Genomic DNA, 18,280 nt, shown 5'->3' on the forward strand with positions numbered 1-18,280 from the left:
AAAAGTATTAAACATGATACAGCCTATTAAACATTTTGCAATCAATTGGGTGGACGGGATGAAGGTTTCCCAGAGACACCTTAATGATCAGGATAATTTCTTAATTGATACCATCAGAGATTCCAATTCCCTTGGAATTACTACATATAACTACGGGCTTTTACCTATTTCGAACGAATTTACAGACCGTACCATTTTTGACGTTCACAACACGGCAACCAATGATGTACAGCTTGTAATTAAGCGTTGCAGCGCTGTGACAATGGCAGGATACCGTATTGAACTCACAGACAGAAGGATCAGCGTGAAATCATTGGCGAAATCAATGAATGAAGAACAGGCTGATGGTGAATATTATATTCTGATCTCTGTAAATCCTTTTGATAAAGTACCTTTTGGAGATATTGATCCTGAGGAAATTCCGCCACGCCACCCGAATGCACAGCCGAATCACCATATTGAACTGCTTCCCGTAACGTCTTTGAACAGCAGCTATTCCGGAGGAAATTATCTTATCATCGGTAAAGTAGATTTAAAAGGAAATATTGCTCAGGTGGATTCTAACTTTATTCCGCCTTGTACTTCTGTACAGAGTCACCCGGCTTTGGTGGATTATTATAGCAGCTATGCGAAGTCTATCGGAAACCTTCAGCAGTATGCTTTTAAAATTATTCAGAAAGCATCCCATAAAAATCAGAATACAGCATTGGCACAAAACGTTAAGTTCTTGTGTACTACCATGGTGAATACTTTTGGAGATATGTATTTCCAGTTCAGAAATGTTACCCCTTGGCAGCCGCCTGTATTTTTAATTGAGTCTTTTGCAAGACTGGCGCTTCATTTATACAATTCAACCCAGCTTCTTGTTCCTGCAGAACTGGAGGAAATGCTGAACTACAGCTTAGAGTGGAGTGAAATTGCCCCTCATACCTTATTGAACCAGCTTTCTATTGTAGCAGAAACGAATTACGATCACCATAATTGTGGTGAACCATTGCTTTACATTCAACAGATGTTGAGAAGTCTTGAAATTATCTTCTCTAAACTGAGCGAACTCGATTATATTGGTCAGAGAAAAGAAAATATCATTGTTAATGAGCAGGAAGTTTCCACAAACACGAATCCAAAAAGAGGTTGGAGTGTTTTAGATTAAAATTATTGAGTAAAAATAGAGTCCCGGATGAAAATTCGGGATTTTTTATAGGCCTATTTAGAAAAAATTAAAATTAAATTTGTTGTAAGGATTGATAAAAATGAATTTACAGGTTATAAGACAGGATACTCCGGGATGTTCGGATAAGATATTTTTAAACAGTGCAGGGGCTTCATTAATGCCTAAATCTGTTGTGGAGACTACCATTAAGTTTTTATATGAGGAACAGGAATCGGGAGGGTATGCAGCAGCGGTACGAAACCCGGGTATCATCAATCAGTTTTACGAAGAGACTGCAAAATTGATTAATACAAAACCTTCCAATATAGCATTTGTAAGCAGTTCTACAGATGGATATGCAAAAGCTTTGTCCAGTATTGATTTTAAAGAAGGCGACTGTATTATTACCACCAATGATGATTATATATCCAATCAGATTGCTTTTATTTCTTTGCGGAAAAGATATTGTATTGAAATCATCAGAGTGGCCAATCTTCCTGACCATGAATTGGATCTTGAAGATTTTGAAAATCTGATCAAAAAGCATAATCCCAAATTAATTGCGGTTACTCATATTCCTACCAATTCCGGTTTAATTCAGAATGTGGAAGGAGTGGGGAAGTTGTGTAAACAGTATGATGTCCTGTATCTTGTGGACGCCTGCCAGTCTGTAGGGCAGATCGTGGTGGATGTAGAAAAAATCCATTGTGATTTTCTGACGGCAACCGGAAGAAAGTTCATGCGCGGACCCAGAGGAACCGGATTTTTATATGTTTCGGATAAAATATTGAACCAGAAAATGTATCCTCTGTTTTTAGATAGTTTTGGTGCTCAATGGACAGCATTTGATGATTTTCAGCTCCATGACACTGCTAAAAGATTTGAACTTTTTGAAAGACCTTATGCTGCTTTAGCTGGATTTGCAGAGGCTTTACGTTATGCCAATGCAATAGGAATGGATCAAATTGAAAATTACAACCGGAAATTGACCGATACTTTAAGAATTAATCTGCAGAATAATGGTTTCAGAGTTCTGGATAAAGGGAACAGATTAAGTAGTATTGTGACTTTTTGCCAGGCAGATGGAAAGGTTGAAAAGATTCATAAAGCTTTGAGTGATCATAATGTGTTTTTTAAGGAAAACCGCAGACAGGATGCATTAATTGATTTTACGTTTAAAAATATAGACCATGCGATCAGATTATCCCCTCATTACTTCAATACCATGGAAGAAATTGAAAAAGTATCACAACTTTTAGAAAATAGTAATCATTAATATGATGGTTTAAAAATCGAAGCGCCCTGGCATTCGCCAGGGCGCTTCAAATTTATTTTTTATTCAGAAGATCAAGTGTATGTTCTACGTGTCCGCCTCCTTTCCATTCATCGTGTCCGGGGATAATCAAAGTTGCCTGTGAGTATTTGTTTTTCAGTTTTGTCATGGTTTGAGGCCATTGGGCAACATTGGCTTCTCCCGTATACCCAAGATCAACAGCTGCTTTGCTCTTGACAAGACATCCTCCGTCCAGTATTTTATATTTGGGAAACCATACCACTACATTATCGGCAGTATGTCCTTCCCCAAGAAAGTCTACTATAAATTCTTCTCCACCAATGCGGTAAGGTTTTCCTGTTTTAATAAGTTCAGTAGAAGTTGCTTTTCCATCCTTCTTCAAAAGCTCATTGGTTTTAGCTGTAGCGTAGGTTTTGATGCCTTTCTTATTATAAAAGCTTAAATCTCCGGCTCTGTCTTCATGCGAATGAGTTGCAAATACCGCAATAACAGGAAGGTTATGTCTTTTCTGAATAGTATCCAAAAGACTTTGATACTGTGTTTTCTGCCAAGGGACATCGAATAAGACAACCCCTTTTTTGGTCACCAGATAAACAGCATTGGTAGAATATTCTTTTCCTCCGAATACTCCGAAAGTTTTATAAATATAAAAATTGGGCTGAATCTGTGGTTCAATGACAAAATCTCTTACCTGAGTGGTTTGAGCCGTTGCCAATGGACTGAATAACATCGAAATAATAAAAAACGGAATGCTTTTTTTCATAATTTTTTTAAGTAATAATTAAAGGTTGGGTATTTGTCGGAAAGACAAAGTCTATAGAAAGTTTTGCAAACCTAGGTAAAAATAAATTTTCGGGTATTTAGGAAAGGAGAGTTTAACCGTTTTTTAACAGTTTGAGGAATAGAGTAAAAGTAGATTTATATGAATATCAAACCTAACAGGTTTTTAAAACCTGTTAGGTTTATTTGGGATAGAACATTAAGTAAAGTTTCGCTGTAAGCTTAAAATCAGAATGATACGTCTTAACTATACTTTTCTACTTAAATTTCTTAATCGTTTAAATTTTTAAAAGCCTAATTTTTTTAATGAAGATCTGTTCAGTTTATTTTTTCAGGGGTAATGGTTTATTTCTTAACAAGTATTTTCTCAGTAGCTTTTTTGCTTAGAATTTCTGTTTTGCCCTCAATTTCTATCGTCATGGATTTATCAAAACTTTCTATTTTTACAATTTTCACTTTTGTATCGAGCAGCAATTTTCTGTCGTTCAGATATGTCAGAAAAGCATCATCAGAAAGGGTAACAGAAGCAAAAGTTACATTTTCTCCTGGTTCACAACTGCTTAATTTTTGTAAATCCTGAGCGATAATATTACCATCTTTATCAGGAATAGGTTCTCCATGAGGATCGAATTTAGGATGATCCAGAATTTCGTCCATTTTATCAAAGAAGATTTGAGAATGCACATGCTCAAGCTGTTCTGCTATCTCATGAACGTTTTCCCAGCCGAAATTCATTTTCTTAACCAGGAACATTTCGGTAAGCCGGTGTTTACGAACCACCAGGGCAGCTTCACGTCTTCCACTTTCTGTAACGATTAAGGGTTTGTAGGTTTCATAAATGACCCACTTTTTTTCCGCAAATTTCTTCATCATATTATTGACACTCGGCATTTTTACATTTAAAAATTTGCTGAGCTCATTAATCGTAACCTTTCCTTCATTGTCAACTAAATGAAACAAAGCTTTCAGGTAATTCTCCTCTGTTAGGGTTGTTTTCAAAATGTTAGATGATTTTCAGTACAAATCTAACAAAATAAAATGAAAAGTTGACTCTTGTTATTTTAACTTTTTTTACTTTTACTCTATGAAATTTTCATTCAAAAACGATTATTCTGAAGGCTGCCATCCTAATATTTTACAGGCCCTTTCGCAGTATAATCTTGTACAGCAGGCTGGCTATGGAGAAGATGAGTATTCATTAAAAGCGAAAGCATTAATTAAAAAAAAAATCAGCAATCCAGATTCGGAAGTTTTTTTAGTTTCTGGAGGAACGCAGGCTAACTTAATTGTTATTTCTGCAATTCTAAAACCTTATCAGTGTGTAATATCTGCTGCTCCCGGGCATATTCTGAATAATGAAACAGGAGCTATTGAAGCTACAGGTCATAAAGTACTTAGCATTGAAACGGCAGATGGAAAAATAAGACCTTCAGATATTGTTCCAATTTTAGAAGGACACAGTAATGTGCCACATCAGGTGATGCCTAAACTGGTTTATATTTCCAATTCTACAGAGCTGGGAACAATCTATCAGGCAAAAGAACTGGAAGAACTTTCTGCATTTTGTAAGGAAAATAAATTATACCTGTTTATGGATGGGGCAAGGCTTGGTCATGGACTGACAGCAGAAATCAGTGATCTTACCCTGGAAAAAGTAGCTGCTCTTACCGATATTTTCTATCTTGGAGGAACTAAAAATGGAGCTTTGATAGGAGAGGCAATTGTGATAAATAATCCTGTGCTACAGGAAGATTTTGCTTTTAATATCAAACAAAAAGGAGCGTTATTGGCAAAAGGAAGACTGTTGGGAATTCAATTTATGGAACTCATGAAAGACAATCTGTATTTTGAGCTGGCACAACATGCCAATCAGCAGGCGATGAAAATTAAAAAAGCGTTGCAGGAAAAAGGAACGGCTTTTCTTTCCGATACCTATACCAACCAGATTTTTCCTATTCTCAGTAACCAACTTATAGAGGTATTATCTGAAAAATTTGAATTCTATGTCTGGAAGAAAGTAGATGAAAATTTTTCAGCCATTCGTCTTATTACTTCATGGAGCACAGAAGATGAAGCTGTGAACCGTTTTATTGAAATTATTGAACAGAATTAGCATAAAAAAACAGCCTTTTTCCAAGGCTGTTTTTGTTTTTATAATGGATTATTTTTTCAAAGCTTCGTTGACTATTTTACAGTCTGCAGGTGTTAGCTTCTGTCCGTCTTTATAACTTATCTTTTTCTCATCAGCATATTTAGATTGTCCGTCTTCTTCTTTATGATCACCAATACCTTCCGTCAAAACATTATCCTTTTGAAGGAAGTAGATGTCTCTTTTACTCTTTTTACCTTCAGAGCTGAATTCATAAGTTAGTTTCAGGGTATCTCCGGATTTGAAACCCGTTAGATCTCCTTTTGAACTGTCTTTTTCACTGTTTTTATAAGATAATTTTCCGGTGATTGTTCCTAAATTGTCATCAATAGAAGCAAAAACACTGTCTTTCCCTGTTGTCCCGATATAACAGAACGATTTTGGTCCAAGAGTATCTATTACAGGTTCTTCCACAGCAATGGTATCTGCTTCTACTTTGGGAGCCGGAGCTTCAGTTTTCTTATTACAATTGATTAAAAAAGCTGATACAGCGCCCAATAAGATTAATTTTTTCATATCCTTAATTGTTAAAAATCAAATTTCTATTCTGCTAAAATAATAATAGTATTTGTATATTAAAAATAGGATATGAAGAGATAATGATTTTTTGGTGAAAATTAATATTTCATAAAATGGATTTTAAGGAAAAATATTAATTAAAAAAATACATTGAAATTACTAATACTTACGGCATGTTAATTATGCTTTATCTAAGTGCACAAAAATGTTTAAAAACATTGCTCATCATGAAATACTATTTTAATGCTCCTAAAAATGTCTGATGTTTTTAGGCATGAAAAATGATTTACTCTTTAAAAGTGATTGTAATGAAAAAGAGTGCTAAAGTGCTGGGCTTAGGATTATTTATTTTAGGTGTATGTTTTGTCGGGGGACAGACTCCTCAGAATTATATTTATACCTCCTCGGGAGATCTGCATGGAATTGAAAAACTGATTACCCGTAAAGATATCGGCGGAGTACAGATTGTCTATAACTGGAAAGCTTTGGAAACATCAAAAGATGTATATGATTTTTCTGTTATTGAGAAAGATCTGAATTATCTGACAAGTCTTAACAAAAAGCTATTTATCCAGCTTCAGGACAGATTTTTTGAACCACAGGCAAAATATATTCCAGAGTATGTGTTGAAAGATAAAGAGTATACAGGAGGATTGATTCCTCAGTATGATAATCCGGGTGAAAATAAACCAGTTGGAAACGGTTGGGCTACCCAGCAATGGAATCCAGCGGTTCGAATGAGATTTCAGAAGCTGATAGGTGAGCTGGCAAAGCAATTTGACGGAAAAATACAGGGGATTAATCTTCCGGAAACAGCGATAGATATTGATATGAAAAAGATAAAACAGGATTTAGCTGCGACCGTTATTTTCAGGCTGAATTGGAAAATTTACAATTTGCAAGAACTGCTTTCCATCAGTCTTACGTATTGCAATATGTTAATTTCTTTCCGTGTGAATGGGAAAATGATCACCAATATATGTCCAGACTGTTCGATTTTGCGTATAAAAATAATATCGGATTGGGTGGACCAGATATTGTTCCTGATAAAAAAGCACAAATGAAAAACTCTTATCCTTTTTTTAATCAGTATAAAGGAAAGCTTTCTCTTGTAGCCATGGCCGTTCAGGAGCCGACGCTGACGTATAAAAACCCGAAAACGAAAAAACCTTTTACCAAAGAAGAATTTACAGAATATGCTGAAAACTATCTTGGCGTTAATATTATTTTCTGGAGTGTGGAATCTCCCTGGTTGAGAGATCCCAGCTAAGAATTCTCCTTTATACTTTTAATAAACCTCGAAATCCTCTTGCGGCATAATAAGAATCTGCACCGTTGTGATAAGTAAATACAGTATTGTACCGTCTGTCACAGAAAATAGCACCTCCAAGTTCACGGATCTGTGGTGGTGTTTTGATCCAGCTTGAAGTCTTTTGGTCAAATTTTCCCAATTCCTGAAGTTGACGATATTCTTCCTCTGTCAAAAGTTCAATGCCCATTTCAGAAGCGGTATCAATGACATTGCTTTCCGGTTTGTTGGCTTTTCTGGCATCCCAGGCAGGATAATCATAGCATAAGCTTCGGCGTTTGGGGCTTTCCGGAGAACAGTCAACGAAAGAATATTCATCTGTTTTTTTATTATAATCTACCACGTCGGGTTCACCTTCTGTAGTTTCCATTTCGTATAAAGAACGGACCTTTTCGGGATGGGCTTCCAGTTTTTGTTGGATTTTTCCCCATTTCAGATCTTTATGACGGTTCATATTTTTTTCAAAACGGGCTTTTAGTGTTTTCAAAAGCTCGTTGATTTGTTCCTGGGTTAGTTTCTTTTTCATGTCAAATTTTATTTTGTTATGTTGATTGGTGTTGTTGGAAATCGCGAAGACGCAAATTTTATTAATAATGGTTTGTTTAAAGACGCAAGGATTTTACCTGTGATAAAATTTCTGAATCTCTAAAATTATTAATCAGTAATCGTAATTTTTCTTTCTGCAGGTCTGAAATACCAGGAAATAATGACCAGTACCAATAATAATACCGCAGGAAAAGTTCTGCCGGCCGTATCACCAACGATAAGATGGGAAATTACAGCGCCTGACATGACAAAGAAAAATCCTGCGTAAGCCCATTCTTTGAGTATTAGTCGCTTAGGAATTAAGATGGCCATAACGCCCAGAATTTTCCAGACTCCGATGATGGTCATCAGATAAGAAGGATAGCCGAGATTAGTAAAATTGGCCAGTTCATCTTTGTTTTTCATCAGTTGGACAATGGCTGTTGAAACCATTCCCAAAGCCATCCAAAGGGTGAATATCCAATAGATGATTTTTGTTCTTTTTTGTGAGGGTTGTGGTGTGTTCATGATTGTTTTTTTATATAATTAGTCGTTTAATCCTATTTCGTCCATGATTTGTGGGATGCATTTTTCAATGCGGGCTTCACGGGTTTTAGATTGTTTTGCAGAGGAGAAGTGGAGGAGATAAGCTCTTTGTCTTCCGGGAGTTAATGCTTTAAAAGCTTCCTGTAATGCAGGATCTTGATCCAGCTTCTCCTGAAATTCTTCAGCCATTTCAAACTCTTTTGTTTTCTTCATTTCTACTTTAGCACCTGATTCTTCTATTTCAACGGCTTGAAACATATAAGAGCGAAGAACTTCCTCCAAATCATTAATTTGTGCTACTTCGGTAAAACGAATCTGCCTTGCGGCCTGTACATTTTTAGACTGCTGAATCAAAATATGATCAGGATCTTTCATCAAAGCTCCTTTAAAGAAGAGAAGCGCACAATATTCTTTAAAACCATGGATCAGGAAAATATTTTTCCCTTCATAGGTATAACAGGGACAGCCCCATTTTAAATCTTCTACAAGCTCAGTACTAAGGGCAATAGCTCTTAATTTTTCAAATTCTTCCTGCCATTGTCCGGCATTTTCGAAGAAAAAATTAACTTTTGGATTCATGAGTTCTGGGTTTATGTGTTTGAGGGTTTTAGAGTGGGAGAGTTTTGGGTTACGGGATGTGGGATTAGGGTTATTTTGGGGTGTGATTTGAGTTATTCAGGTTTGAGGGTATTAGAGTGGGAGAGTTTCGGGTTTCGGGATTCGAGTTATTCAGGGTAGTTTATAAACCTCGCACCCCGTATCCCATATCGTCTATTATCTCTTCCTCTCACCACCCAACAATTCCTGCAAACGATTATGCGCCATATTAATACCCTGTGCAAAAGGCATTTTCAGGTGCTGGTCTCTAAAGTCTACAGATTTATAAATGGTTTGGATCGTGATTTTGCTGGTGGTGTCCGTTAACTTTTCAAATTCTAAAAATTCCATCTGAACCGGAAATGGGGTGTTTTCCATCTGGAAAGTTCTTATAATTTTTTCATTCTGAACAATGTCATGAATAGTTCCATTGGCACTGAAAACCACATCGCCCTGAGGGTTTGATGTTTCAAAGCGGTAACTTCCATGTTGTTTGTTTTCGAAATGGGTTACTTTCGTTCCCATCCATTGTTCGAACAATTCAGCTTCTGTATACGCCTTGAAAAGAAGTTCTACGGGAAGGTCAAATTCTCTGATGATGAAGATTTCCTGTTTGCCGTCTTCTGCCTGGATTTTTGTTTTAAGTTCCATATTTTGGGTTTGGTTTTTGAGTTTCGGGATGTGAGATCCGGGTTATTTTGCATTAGAATAGGAGAGTTCAAGGGTTCGGGATGCGAGATCCGGGTTTTTGTGTTACGAGGTTCGAGGTATTTTAAATTGCAATTCATTTATCCAATCAATCTTGAAACTTTGTACCCCGAAACACGTATCTCGCACCTCGCATCACGCTTCTTTATTCTGATACGCTTTCATCACACTTTCCAACTTGTTGAATTTCTCGTCCCACATGTTGCGGAAGGGTTCTATAAAATCGGCTATTTCTTTCATTTTATTGGGATTTAGGTGATAGATAATTTCTCTGCCGTTTTGTTCAGATCGCAGCAGTTCACATTCTGTAAGGATCTGGAGATGTTTTGAAACAGTGGGTCTTGCCGTATCAAAATTCGAGGCAATGGCTCCTGCTGTCATCGAGTGTGTCGCTACTAACATCAGTATAGATCGTCTTGTAGGATCTGCTATCGCCTGAAATACATCTCTTCTTAAATTCATCGTGTAGTTATTTGACTACAAATATATGTGTAGTTATTTAGCTACGCAAATATTTTGTAATAAATTTTTGATTATAATGAAAAAAGCTCAACAATATAAGGTAATACATTGTTGAGCTTTGAATTTTTATAGGAGAATAGGGAAGTATGCTTAAGATCTTACTTCCAGATCTTCAACGATATTTATGGCTTCCTGCAGGTAGAGGTCTTTTTGCAGATTTTTAATCCATACCTCCGATTTATTTTTGAATGCGGCGTCATTTTTCTCTCTTTCAATATCTTTTGGATACATGGTAAATGTAAGACCACTTTCTAATGTTTTTAATACTTTGAACTTATCATCCTGAGTTTTTCTCTGCTTCATCAGATCGCTGTATTTTTGTATGCTCAAAGGCACTGTTTTTTCCTTACCCAGATTTTCTTTCCATTGAGCGTATTCAAGTAATAGCTTATAATTATCGTTTTTAGCAATTCTCTCTGCACTTACTTTCTGCAAAGCCTGAATATTAAGAAAGTTTTGTTTATTGAAGCTAGTCCCCTGTATTTTATCCCAGGCTAATGCATAGTCATCATATTTTTCACCGATGTCTGCATAAGAAAAGATATCTTTCATCTGGATATCTGAGCTTACACCTTTTCTCTGGGTAGACTCTCCGGTGATTCTGTAATATTTCTGAATGGTTAGTTTTATGGAACCAAAATCTTCCTCCGTATTTAAAAACCTGTTCAAATCTACAAATACCTGTACCGTTCCTTTTCCATACGAAACAGGAGAACCCATGATAACTGCTCTTCCGTAATCCTGCATCACACCGGCTAAAATTTCTGCTGCGGAAGCAGACAATTCATTCTGAAGAATCACCAGTGGGCCGTTCCAGATGGGAACTTCATTTTTATTTTTTAATGTGGTAATCTTTCCATTTCCGTCCTTCACCTGTACATAAGGGCCTGCATCCATGAAAAGTCCCATAATATCACCAACTTCCGTTAAAGAACCGCCAGAGTTCCCTCTAAGATCCAAAACAATTCCCTGGATATTTTGTTCTTTAAGTTTGATGATTTCTTTTTTAATATCATCAGAAGCATTTCTGCCGTCTTTATCTTCAAAATCCGCATTGAACTTAGGTAGATTAATAAGCCCGTATTTTTTATCGGATGCATTGATGATAATACTTTTAGCGAAAGTATCTTCAATCGATATTTCTTCACGGATAATGGTCACATCCTGAATCGTTCCGTCCTTTTTCTGTACGGTTAAAGTGATTGGCGTTCCTTTTTCACCTCTGATTAATTTAATGGCTTCGCTGGAAAGCATATCCACAACGTTTACAGGATCAGTATCGGGAGTAGATTTTATTTTTAAGATCTTATCACCCTCAGTCAGCTGTTTGGTCTTCCATGCCGGAGCTCCAATGGATAATGTACCGATATAGAGGTTTCCTTTCTTCTCCTGAATTACGGCGCCTATCCCGATGATCTTTCCTTTGAAGTCCATATCAAAATCTTTCTTTCCCTGCGGTGAATAATAATTGGTATGAGGATCGAAAATATGAGTATACGCATTGATATATACAGTAAACCAATCCATTTTTTGCCTTTTCCTGAATCTGATAAATTTTTCTTCCAGAAGATCTTTCACATTTTCTGTCGCTTTTTTTATCTTTTCATCCTGGCTCAGCACTTCAGGCTTACTGGTGTTTTCTTTATTGTTAGAATCTTCCTTCTTCTTTTCTTCGCTTTTCCTGTTCATGGATTCTATCTCCTGCAGAATATTGTATTTCACATATTTCCTCCATTCATTGTACTGCTGCTGATTATTGACAGGTGCATTTTTCAGTTTAGGTTCCAAAGTCAGTATTTCATCTTCTTCCAGATTGATGGGTTTACTGAAGATATCCTTCGTCATTTTATCAATTTCATCAATCCTTTGATACAATTTATCGACTGTCAGTTTATAAAAAGTCAAATCTCCAGTGTTCAGATAATCATCCAGTTTGGTTTCATATTTACGAAACTCATCCATATCAGATTGCAGGAAATAGGTTTTTGTAGGATCTATAGATTCAAAATACTGTTTATACACTTCTTTTGAATACGCATCATTAATAGGTTTGGGGCTGTAATGCAGATAAGACAAAATATTCTTTGTATTGACCATGATGATCTGCATCTTTTCTTCTTCATTGAGAGGAGGACGAAAACCGAACACGAAAAATGTAAGCGGAAGAAGAAGTAATAAACGAACGGATCTAAAATTTTTCAACATATCTATGATTGTGCTTTTAATTGAAAACTATGCTTTTTTATTGCTATTAATTGATGTATTTTCCAATTTGATGATTGAAAATAGTAGCAAATAAGAGTTTTCAATATACTTTTATAAAATCATGTGAATGTATGAAAAATATTGGTAATAAGGAGTTGTAGAGTGGGATTTTAAGATAAGTTTAAGGTTTCGGTGATTAGACTTCTTAAAATATTGTATAGCTATTATTTATATAATTTATCTGAAGAAATATTAAATAATTAGTCTCGTGTAAGAACATGAGGCTGATTATTTAAACTATTATAGAATTAAATGAGATCTGTATTTCCTTTTTCTTGTAAGAAATGCACCTTTACCTCCTTCAACTATTTCTGCAATATGCGATATCTGCGTGATCTGCGGGAGATTTTTAGATTGTTTATTTTATAAAAATACCGATATACTTTCCATTGTATTCTACTACAGTCGTTTCTATGTTTTTTTTGATACAAAAATCCTGATAAGCGGAATTGTCACCAATATCATCGCTAATAAAGACTGCGCCAGGCTTCAATCTTTTATAAATCTGATGGTAAGCCCACATTCTTCCGTGGTAACTTTTGTCAGAATCATAGTGGAAAACATCAAAAGAAGAAACCTTTTTAAAAATTTTAGGTAATGATTCTCTGTCTGCAAAACGGAATAACTGCCAATACTTTTTAAGGTTTTCAGGAACAACATATCCTACATATTGATCACCATCCTGAGCAAGATAAGGCATATCTGAGCTGTAGAGTGTACCATTTCTTTGTTGAAGGGAAAGCAATATGGCCAAAGAAGACCATCCATACGCCACACCTGTTTCCAGAACGTTTTGTGCTTTGGTAAATTCACAGGCGTAATAAATAAGCTCCAGAGCACCAGGTCCACCCATGGTAATAGGACATTCTTGTTCTTTTAAACTGGCTTTTTCCAGAATATCAGCAAAGGTAGATCTGAAGTGATCGGTATTCATAGAGAAAAGTCGGGAAACCGCTTCTTTTTGGGAAACTGCTATGGAGGCAGCCCAGGAATTTGTTTTTGCTTTTCCCTTGAACGGGCTTCTTCTGCTTACCGTATTTTTAATGATTTTTCTGCCCAGTTCAGGATAAAGAGCAGGTCTTTTAAGATAAGCTACAAATGTTTTGAGAACTGTTGACATTTCATTGATTGTATTAAAGTTACAAGACAAATGTATCTTATTAAAAACCATATTGCATTGAGGCAATATTAATTTTGAGAGTAAATCTGTTTAAGATTTTTTAATAAAAAGAGTCCGGTAATCAATCAGTGAAAGATCTTGTTTTGACGTGAATGTTAAGTTTTAAAGCATTGATTTTCTTTGATTTAAAAAACCAAGGATGATTACTAAACGTGCTGGGAGCTTCGTTAGCAGATTTTGGTGATTAGGCAGATGTTTATACAATAATCTGCGGGATCTGTTTGATTCGCAAAAGATCATATTCTTTGATTTCAGCTGTTTAAAGGAGAAATCATTTCTTTATACTTTGGGAAGAGTTTTTGTTTTTTTCTTTACAAAAATGTCTGTCCAAAAATATATGGAGTACGGTCATAAAAATGGCGATACTATTCTGCTTTTTCACTGGGTAGGTATTTGGTTTTCGTTAACACACTAAAAAGTGTGTTGTTTGCAAATGTATAAAATAATTGGATAAACAGAAAGAAAAATGAGACGAAATTATTCTGATCATTTTTAATAGTCTAATGCTGTGGAAAATGATACTCAGGAAATTGCCTTATCTTTGAGGTTTCTATGCCTTCCGGCATTAATCAATAGTATTCGAAAATGAAATTTTTATTAGACCTTTTATTCCGTGTTGTTCAGCTTTTTACAGAACCTTATTTCTTAGTATTTCTTGCGGTAGTCATCATTGCTCTGCTCAAAAGAAAAAACAAACGCAAAAATCTGAGAATAGGAGTTGGCTTTTTTGCCGTTTTAATGATCATTTTCATAGGAAATGGCTTTCTGGGAAAACTGACTTCCGGATATCTGCAGAAAAATTATGTGGGTACAATTGTGACTAAAAATAAACCTCCTCAAAACCCTGTTATTGTTGTATTGGGAGGTGGAATTGTAGATTTTGAACACACAGAAAAGCTGCATACCATGTCTTATTCCAGAATGGTAACGGCTTATCAGTTGTATCATGAATACAAGACCAATAATCTGCCTTGTAAAATACTGATTTCCGGAAAGGGAAGAGGACACAAAAGTGAAGCAGAATTATTCAGTGAAAATTTTAAAAAGATGGGAATATCAGATGCTGATATCATAAAAGAAGATAAAAGCATGAACACATATGAAAATGCAAAATATTCCAGCAAGATCTTACAGCAGATGGCTCCTTCTGATGTATACCTGGTTACTTCCGGGTTTCATATGAAAAGGTCTATGGCTTTGTTTCAGACATTTGGATTAAACCCGGTTCCACAAGCCTCAGATTTTATAGATACTGAAATTACTGTATTTCCTAACAGCTATAATGCGGCATTTACTTTTGTGATGCTCAAAGAAGTGTTGGGAATATGGCAGGTGCAGCTGTATAACAGCCTGGGATTGAATGGATAGTTATTTAAAACTATGATATAAAAACCGGACACTTAAACTAACTTAGGTGTCCGGTTTTGGTTTAAAAAGCTTTGATTTTTATTTTGTTTTCTTAATAGAAATTGCCGTCTGCAAAACCACAGAAGCAATAATAAAGACCAATCCTATATAAAACGAAAGATTCACTTCTTTGCTTTCTCCGAAAAATAAGAACGCCATAATAATAGCATACACAGGCTCCAGATTGTATGTTAAGTTAACGGTAAATGCCGGAATTTTCTTCAAAACCTCTGCAAACATCACATATAAGCCAACGGTACAAAAAAGTGATAAAACGCCCAAATAAGCCGTGTTTTTTAAGTCAGGAACTATGCTATCTGACTGAAAATAGAGGAGATATACGGGCAAAAACGCTCCCCAGCATAAAGTACCGGCAATCATCTGATAATAGTTGATAATTTTGGTATCAAAATGACTCACCAGACGTTTGTTATAAATCGTATACAAAGCCCCGAATGCCGATGAAAAGACGCCTAATATAATCCCAAGCTGATAGGAAGTATCAAAGTGAAATATTAAACTGATTCCTACAATCGTTAACGTACTGAGAAGTAATTCTGAAAGCTTGAATTTCTCCCTATCAAGAACAGGTTTGAATACAGCTGTGAAAAAACTTGTCAGGCAGTAGCACACCACACCAATGGATATATTGGCATATTTTATACTGGCATAGAAAAGAAGCCAATGGAGCGTAAGCAGTAAGCCGGCTTTTGAAATCTGAATTTTTCCCCGGAAAGGAATATTCGTTGGAATTTTCAAGAGCTTTACAATAAAGAACAAAATAATAGAGGAGAAGAGGAGTCTGTACCAGACCAGTAAACCTTCGTTAAGAGTGATCAATTTCCCGAATACACCTGTAAATCCGGCCAAAATTACGGCCAGATGTAATAATAAATATGATTTTTTCATTTGAGAATGAACTGTAAAATTGGAATTAATATTTTTGTTAGAATGTGAAGCACGGCAAAACCGATCGTTAATAAGTTAACGACATGAGTATGCTTCAAATTAAATTGAAAATATTAAGGTGCCGGAGGAGGCAGACAGTTCGAGCGGTTCATATTGATCTGTTGAATGTCAAATATAGGGAAAAATATTTTGAAAGTTTACATAAAAATACATTGAACTTGTGTCCATCCGGATCTGCAAATACAAAACCGTAGTAATTTTCTCCAAAGCTCTCAGGCTCTGAAACAATGGTTCCACCAGCATTTTTTACTTCTTCAGCCCATTCATCCACCTGACTTTTGCTTTCTGCAGAAAGGGTGAATATAATTTCGTTGGAGCTTTGAGGATCTCCAAATTTCATGCTTTTCAGGTTGTTTTCTATGATATTTTTTAAGAAAAAGTGAACAACCAATTCATTTCCAGCCATAAAAAAACTTACCAGCTCATTGGAACTGTGTGGGCTATTAGGTCTGAATCCCAGTTCAGTATAGAATTTCTGTGTGCGTTCGAGGTCGGTTACGGCCAGATTGGCCCAGATCATTTTAGGTTTCATACTATTTTATTTTTTGGTTAGGATAAAGGTATTCTGTTTTTACAGAAGAAAAACTGCCATGTGGCAAGATTTTGTATTTCCTTTGATTAATTTAACATAATGTAAAAGGGGCAAATTATGATGAAAAACTGGGAGTCTGCAAGAGAACCTTGTCAAGGGTTAATTTTCACTACGAATTTTTTTTCAAACCATTGAACCAGAAGGATTTTACGCCCCTTTAAAGAAAACTCACTGGATGGCCTTGTAGAGAAATATGAAGTAAAAAAAATCGTACAAGGCAATATGCTGATCATTTTTTCTCTGTACAACGAATCTTGATTAAAATAACCCAACAGTGTATAGCGCAATTCATAAAATGTTTTTCAGGATCATTTTATATGCAAAGAAAGAGTTCTTAAAAACTGTTATAATGTATTTGGCTGAAAAATATTGAATATAGAGTATTCTCAGGAGGTTAATTACTCTATTTCTGAATAATAATAAAAATCCTATAATTTATATTATGTTAAATTGTATGTTATTTGGGTTTCAAAGATTCACAGAACATGTTATATTTCATGATTTTATAATTTCGGTTATTGCATCAGATTTTCAAGTATAATAAACTCTATCTTCCGCAACTGTTTATATTTTCAGATAAATAATCTTAAATCCAGAAAGTTTTTAATCCCTTACGTTTCTTATAAAATAAATGGCAGATTAAGGAATCTTTTAATTGAGCCTTAATCCGCCACTTGTGCCAACTGCTGTAATCAGATGGTTTTCTATTTATTTAATTTTTCTAATTCGGGTAATTCTCTTTTATATTTTTCAACGTCCCAAACCAAATTCCAATTTTTAACATAGTTAGAGATTGGATCTAATCCGACTTCTGTTCTTCTTTTATCTACATTGTCAGGATCAGTTAAAGGTAAAATATAGTAAGTATTATTACTTTGATTGATTCCTATTTGGCTTCCGTAGATTTGTTTTCTGCCTTCGCGAATTTCTATTCTGTCAATTAACAAAGCTAAAGAACCTGGACTCGCATTGCCTTTTGTTACCGCTTCTTTCATCATGGGTAAATATTTTTTTTGCGTTTCCAGATCTGAATGTTGAATGACAAGAAATAATGCACTATTGGCTTGCGCGCCTACTTTGTCTTTACCCACCCAGCCTTTTTCATCTAATATTTTTTTTACTTTTATTAAGTTAATGGAGTCTTTCTGATTGGTTATTTTCCAAAGGTCATTTATTTCTTTAGAATTTGGGCCGAATTTTTTTTGAGTTTCACTCATTTGTACTCTATATTTCTGGTCTTCATCAAGAATTGCCAATAACTCAGCCTGCAGGGGTTTGTCATAATTTGCTTCTATGGCTGCTATTTTTTTTTCTAACTTTTCAATGGTTTTCCCCCACTCTTTTTTCGAATGCAAGTTTTCTAAATCAGTATCAGAATTTAAGTGCTTTAGATTGGTCCAGCCTTTTTCTATTGATAAGTTCAGCCATTTAAATGCTTGCTTTGTATTTCCTGCTAAAGAGGATGAACACGCCCCATTATATAAGTGACTTGGATTTTCGCTTTCGATTTTAAAAGCTTTATCATATAAATCTGCAGACATTTTATACTCTTTTGATTCATATAATTGATTAGCTTCACTTATTAATTTTGAATATTCCTGAGCATTAAAGCCTGAGAATAAAAATAGTAATAACAAAGTATAAATAGTATTTCTCATGTTTTCTGTATTTAATTCTTAAATTTTAGATGGTTATTATTCTACTAATATAAAATTTATTTTGATGATTGTATTGTTAAGAGATCACAAAAAAGAAATTATACTAG

At 35.2% G+C, this 18,280-nt stretch carries 19 protein-coding genes; 6 read left to right on the forward strand and 13 right to left on the reverse strand.

The genetic code is table 11. From position 1 onward, the window contains the following. Nucleotides 1-13: 13 nt before the first annotated feature. Complete coding sequence (locus KBP46_RS02535; protein ID WP_062674847.1) at nucleotides 14-1,153, forward strand: hypothetical protein; 1,140 nt, start codon at nucleotides 14-16, stop codon at nucleotides 1,151-1,153. Between the two features lie 100 nt (nucleotides 1,154-1,253). Next, nucleotides 1,254-2,429, forward strand: a complete 1,176-nt coding sequence (locus tag KBP46_RS02540; protein WP_253297165.1) for an aminotransferase class V-fold PLP-dependent enzyme — start codon at nucleotides 1,254-1,256, stop codon at nucleotides 2,427-2,429. A gap of 52 nt (nucleotides 2,430-2,481) precedes the next feature. Here KBP46_RS02540 and blaIND read toward each other — a convergent pair whose 3' ends face one another. Together blaIND and KBP46_RS02550 are read right to left on the reverse strand one after the other, a co-directional pair. Continuing rightward, nucleotides 2,482-3,210, reverse strand: coding sequence for an IND family subclass B1 metallo-beta-lactamase (gene blaIND / locus KBP46_RS02545; RefSeq protein ID WP_062674843.1), 729 nt, complete (start codon nucleotides 3,208-3,210; stop codon nucleotides 2,482-2,484). A gap of 362 nt (nucleotides 3,211-3,572) precedes the next feature. Continuing rightward, entirely contained in the window at nucleotides 3,573-4,226 is a 654-nt protein-coding gene (locus KBP46_RS02550) for a metal-dependent transcriptional regulator (protein ID WP_062674841.1), read from the reverse strand. 85 nt (nucleotides 4,227-4,311) lie between these two features. On the opposite strand from KBP46_RS02550, the gene KBP46_RS02555 reads away from it, so the two are divergent. After that, nucleotides 4,312-5,340 carry a low specificity L-threonine aldolase gene (locus tag KBP46_RS02555; protein ID WP_216444528.1) on the forward strand — a complete coding sequence of 343 codons (1,029 nt, stop codon included), beginning with the start codon at nucleotides 4,312-4,314 and terminating at the stop codon, nucleotides 5,338-5,340. A 48-nt stretch (nucleotides 5,341-5,388) separates the two neighbouring features. Here the strand turns inward: KBP46_RS02555 and KBP46_RS02560 are convergent, their stop codons facing one another. Continuing rightward, entirely contained in the window at nucleotides 5,389-5,892 is a 504-nt protein-coding gene (locus tag KBP46_RS02560; RefSeq protein ID WP_216444529.1) for a hypothetical protein, read from the reverse strand. A 311-nt stretch (nucleotides 5,893-6,203) separates the two neighbouring features. Here KBP46_RS02560 and KBP46_RS02565 point away from each other — a divergent pair, with 311 nt between their 5' ends. Continuing rightward, complete coding sequence (locus tag KBP46_RS02565; protein WP_216444530.1) at nucleotides 6,204-6,959, forward strand: hypothetical protein; 756 nt, start codon at nucleotides 6,204-6,206, stop codon at nucleotides 6,957-6,959. Beyond that, nucleotides 6,956-7,165: a hypothetical protein gene (locus KBP46_RS02570; RefSeq protein ID WP_216444531.1), complete on the forward strand. Its 210-nt coding sequence runs from the start codon at nucleotides 6,956-6,958 to the stop codon at nucleotides 7,163-7,165. Before KBP46_RS02565 ends, KBP46_RS02570 begins: the two co-directional genes overlap by 4 nt. A gap of 10 nt (nucleotides 7,166-7,175) precedes the next feature. On the opposite strand, the gene KBP46_RS02575 is transcribed toward KBP46_RS02570, so the two are convergent. The 7 genes from KBP46_RS02575 to KBP46_RS02605 form a co-directional block, all read right to left on the reverse strand. Further along, a complete protein-coding gene (locus tag KBP46_RS02575) occupies nucleotides 7,176-7,730 on the reverse strand; it encodes a DUF4256 domain-containing protein (RefSeq protein WP_216444532.1) in 555 nt (184 codons plus the stop codon). Nucleotides 7,731-7,858: 128 nt separating this feature from the next. Beyond that, nucleotides 7,859-8,257, reverse strand: a complete 399-nt coding sequence (locus KBP46_RS02580) for a DoxX family protein (protein ID WP_062669345.1) — start codon at nucleotides 8,255-8,257, stop codon at nucleotides 7,859-7,861. Between the two features lie 18 nt (nucleotides 8,258-8,275). Next, nucleotides 8,276-8,854: a YdeI family protein gene (locus KBP46_RS02585; protein ID WP_216444533.1), complete on the reverse strand. Its 579-nt coding sequence runs from the start codon at nucleotides 8,852-8,854 to the stop codon at nucleotides 8,276-8,278. Between the two features lie 195 nt (nucleotides 8,855-9,049). Further along, nucleotides 9,050-9,523, reverse strand: a complete 474-nt coding sequence (locus KBP46_RS02590; protein WP_120231208.1) for an SRPBCC domain-containing protein — start codon at nucleotides 9,521-9,523, stop codon at nucleotides 9,050-9,052. 192 nt (nucleotides 9,524-9,715) lie between these two features. Next, a complete protein-coding gene (locus KBP46_RS02595; protein WP_062669351.1) occupies nucleotides 9,716-10,042 on the reverse strand; it encodes a helix-turn-helix transcriptional regulator in 327 nt (108 codons plus the stop codon). Between the two features lie 150 nt (nucleotides 10,043-10,192). Next, nucleotides 10,193-12,307, reverse strand: a complete 2,115-nt coding sequence (locus KBP46_RS02600; protein ID WP_216444534.1) for a carboxy terminal-processing peptidase — start codon at nucleotides 12,305-12,307, stop codon at nucleotides 10,193-10,195. 418 nt (nucleotides 12,308-12,725) lie between these two features. Continuing rightward, nucleotides 12,726-13,487 (reverse strand): O-methyltransferase, encoded by a 762-nt coding sequence (locus KBP46_RS02605; RefSeq protein WP_216444535.1) that lies wholly within the window; start codon nucleotides 13,485-13,487, stop codon nucleotides 12,726-12,728. A 645-nt stretch (nucleotides 13,488-14,132) separates the two neighbouring features. Between KBP46_RS02605 and KBP46_RS02610 the strand changes: the two genes are divergently transcribed. Further along, on the forward strand, nucleotides 14,133-14,915 hold the full coding sequence (locus tag KBP46_RS02610) for a YdcF family protein (protein ID WP_216444536.1): 783 nt from the start codon (nucleotides 14,133-14,135) through the stop codon (nucleotides 14,913-14,915). A 78-nt stretch (nucleotides 14,916-14,993) separates the two neighbouring features. On the opposite strand, the gene KBP46_RS02615 is transcribed toward KBP46_RS02610, so the two are convergent. The 3 genes from KBP46_RS02615 to KBP46_RS02625 form a co-directional block, all read right to left on the reverse strand. After that, a complete protein-coding gene (locus KBP46_RS02615) occupies nucleotides 14,994-15,863 on the reverse strand; it encodes a DMT family transporter (protein ID WP_216444537.1) in 870 nt (289 codons plus the stop codon). A 148-nt stretch (nucleotides 15,864-16,011) separates the two neighbouring features. Continuing rightward, on the reverse strand, nucleotides 16,012-16,455 hold the full coding sequence (locus KBP46_RS02620) for a VOC family protein (protein WP_216444538.1): 444 nt from the start codon (nucleotides 16,453-16,455) through the stop codon (nucleotides 16,012-16,014). 764 nt (nucleotides 16,456-17,219) lie between these two features. After that, nucleotides 17,220-18,173, reverse strand: a complete 954-nt coding sequence (locus tag KBP46_RS02625) for a DUF6624 domain-containing protein (RefSeq protein ID WP_216444539.1) — start codon at nucleotides 18,171-18,173, stop codon at nucleotides 17,220-17,222. Between the last annotated feature and the right edge of the window lie 107 nt (nucleotides 18,174-18,280).

The organism is Chryseobacterium sp. PCH239, from assembly GCF_018924625.1.
In the GTDB taxonomy this organism is placed as follows: domain Bacteria; phylum Bacteroidota; class Bacteroidia; order Flavobacteriales; family Weeksellaceae; genus Chryseobacterium; species Chryseobacterium cucumeris.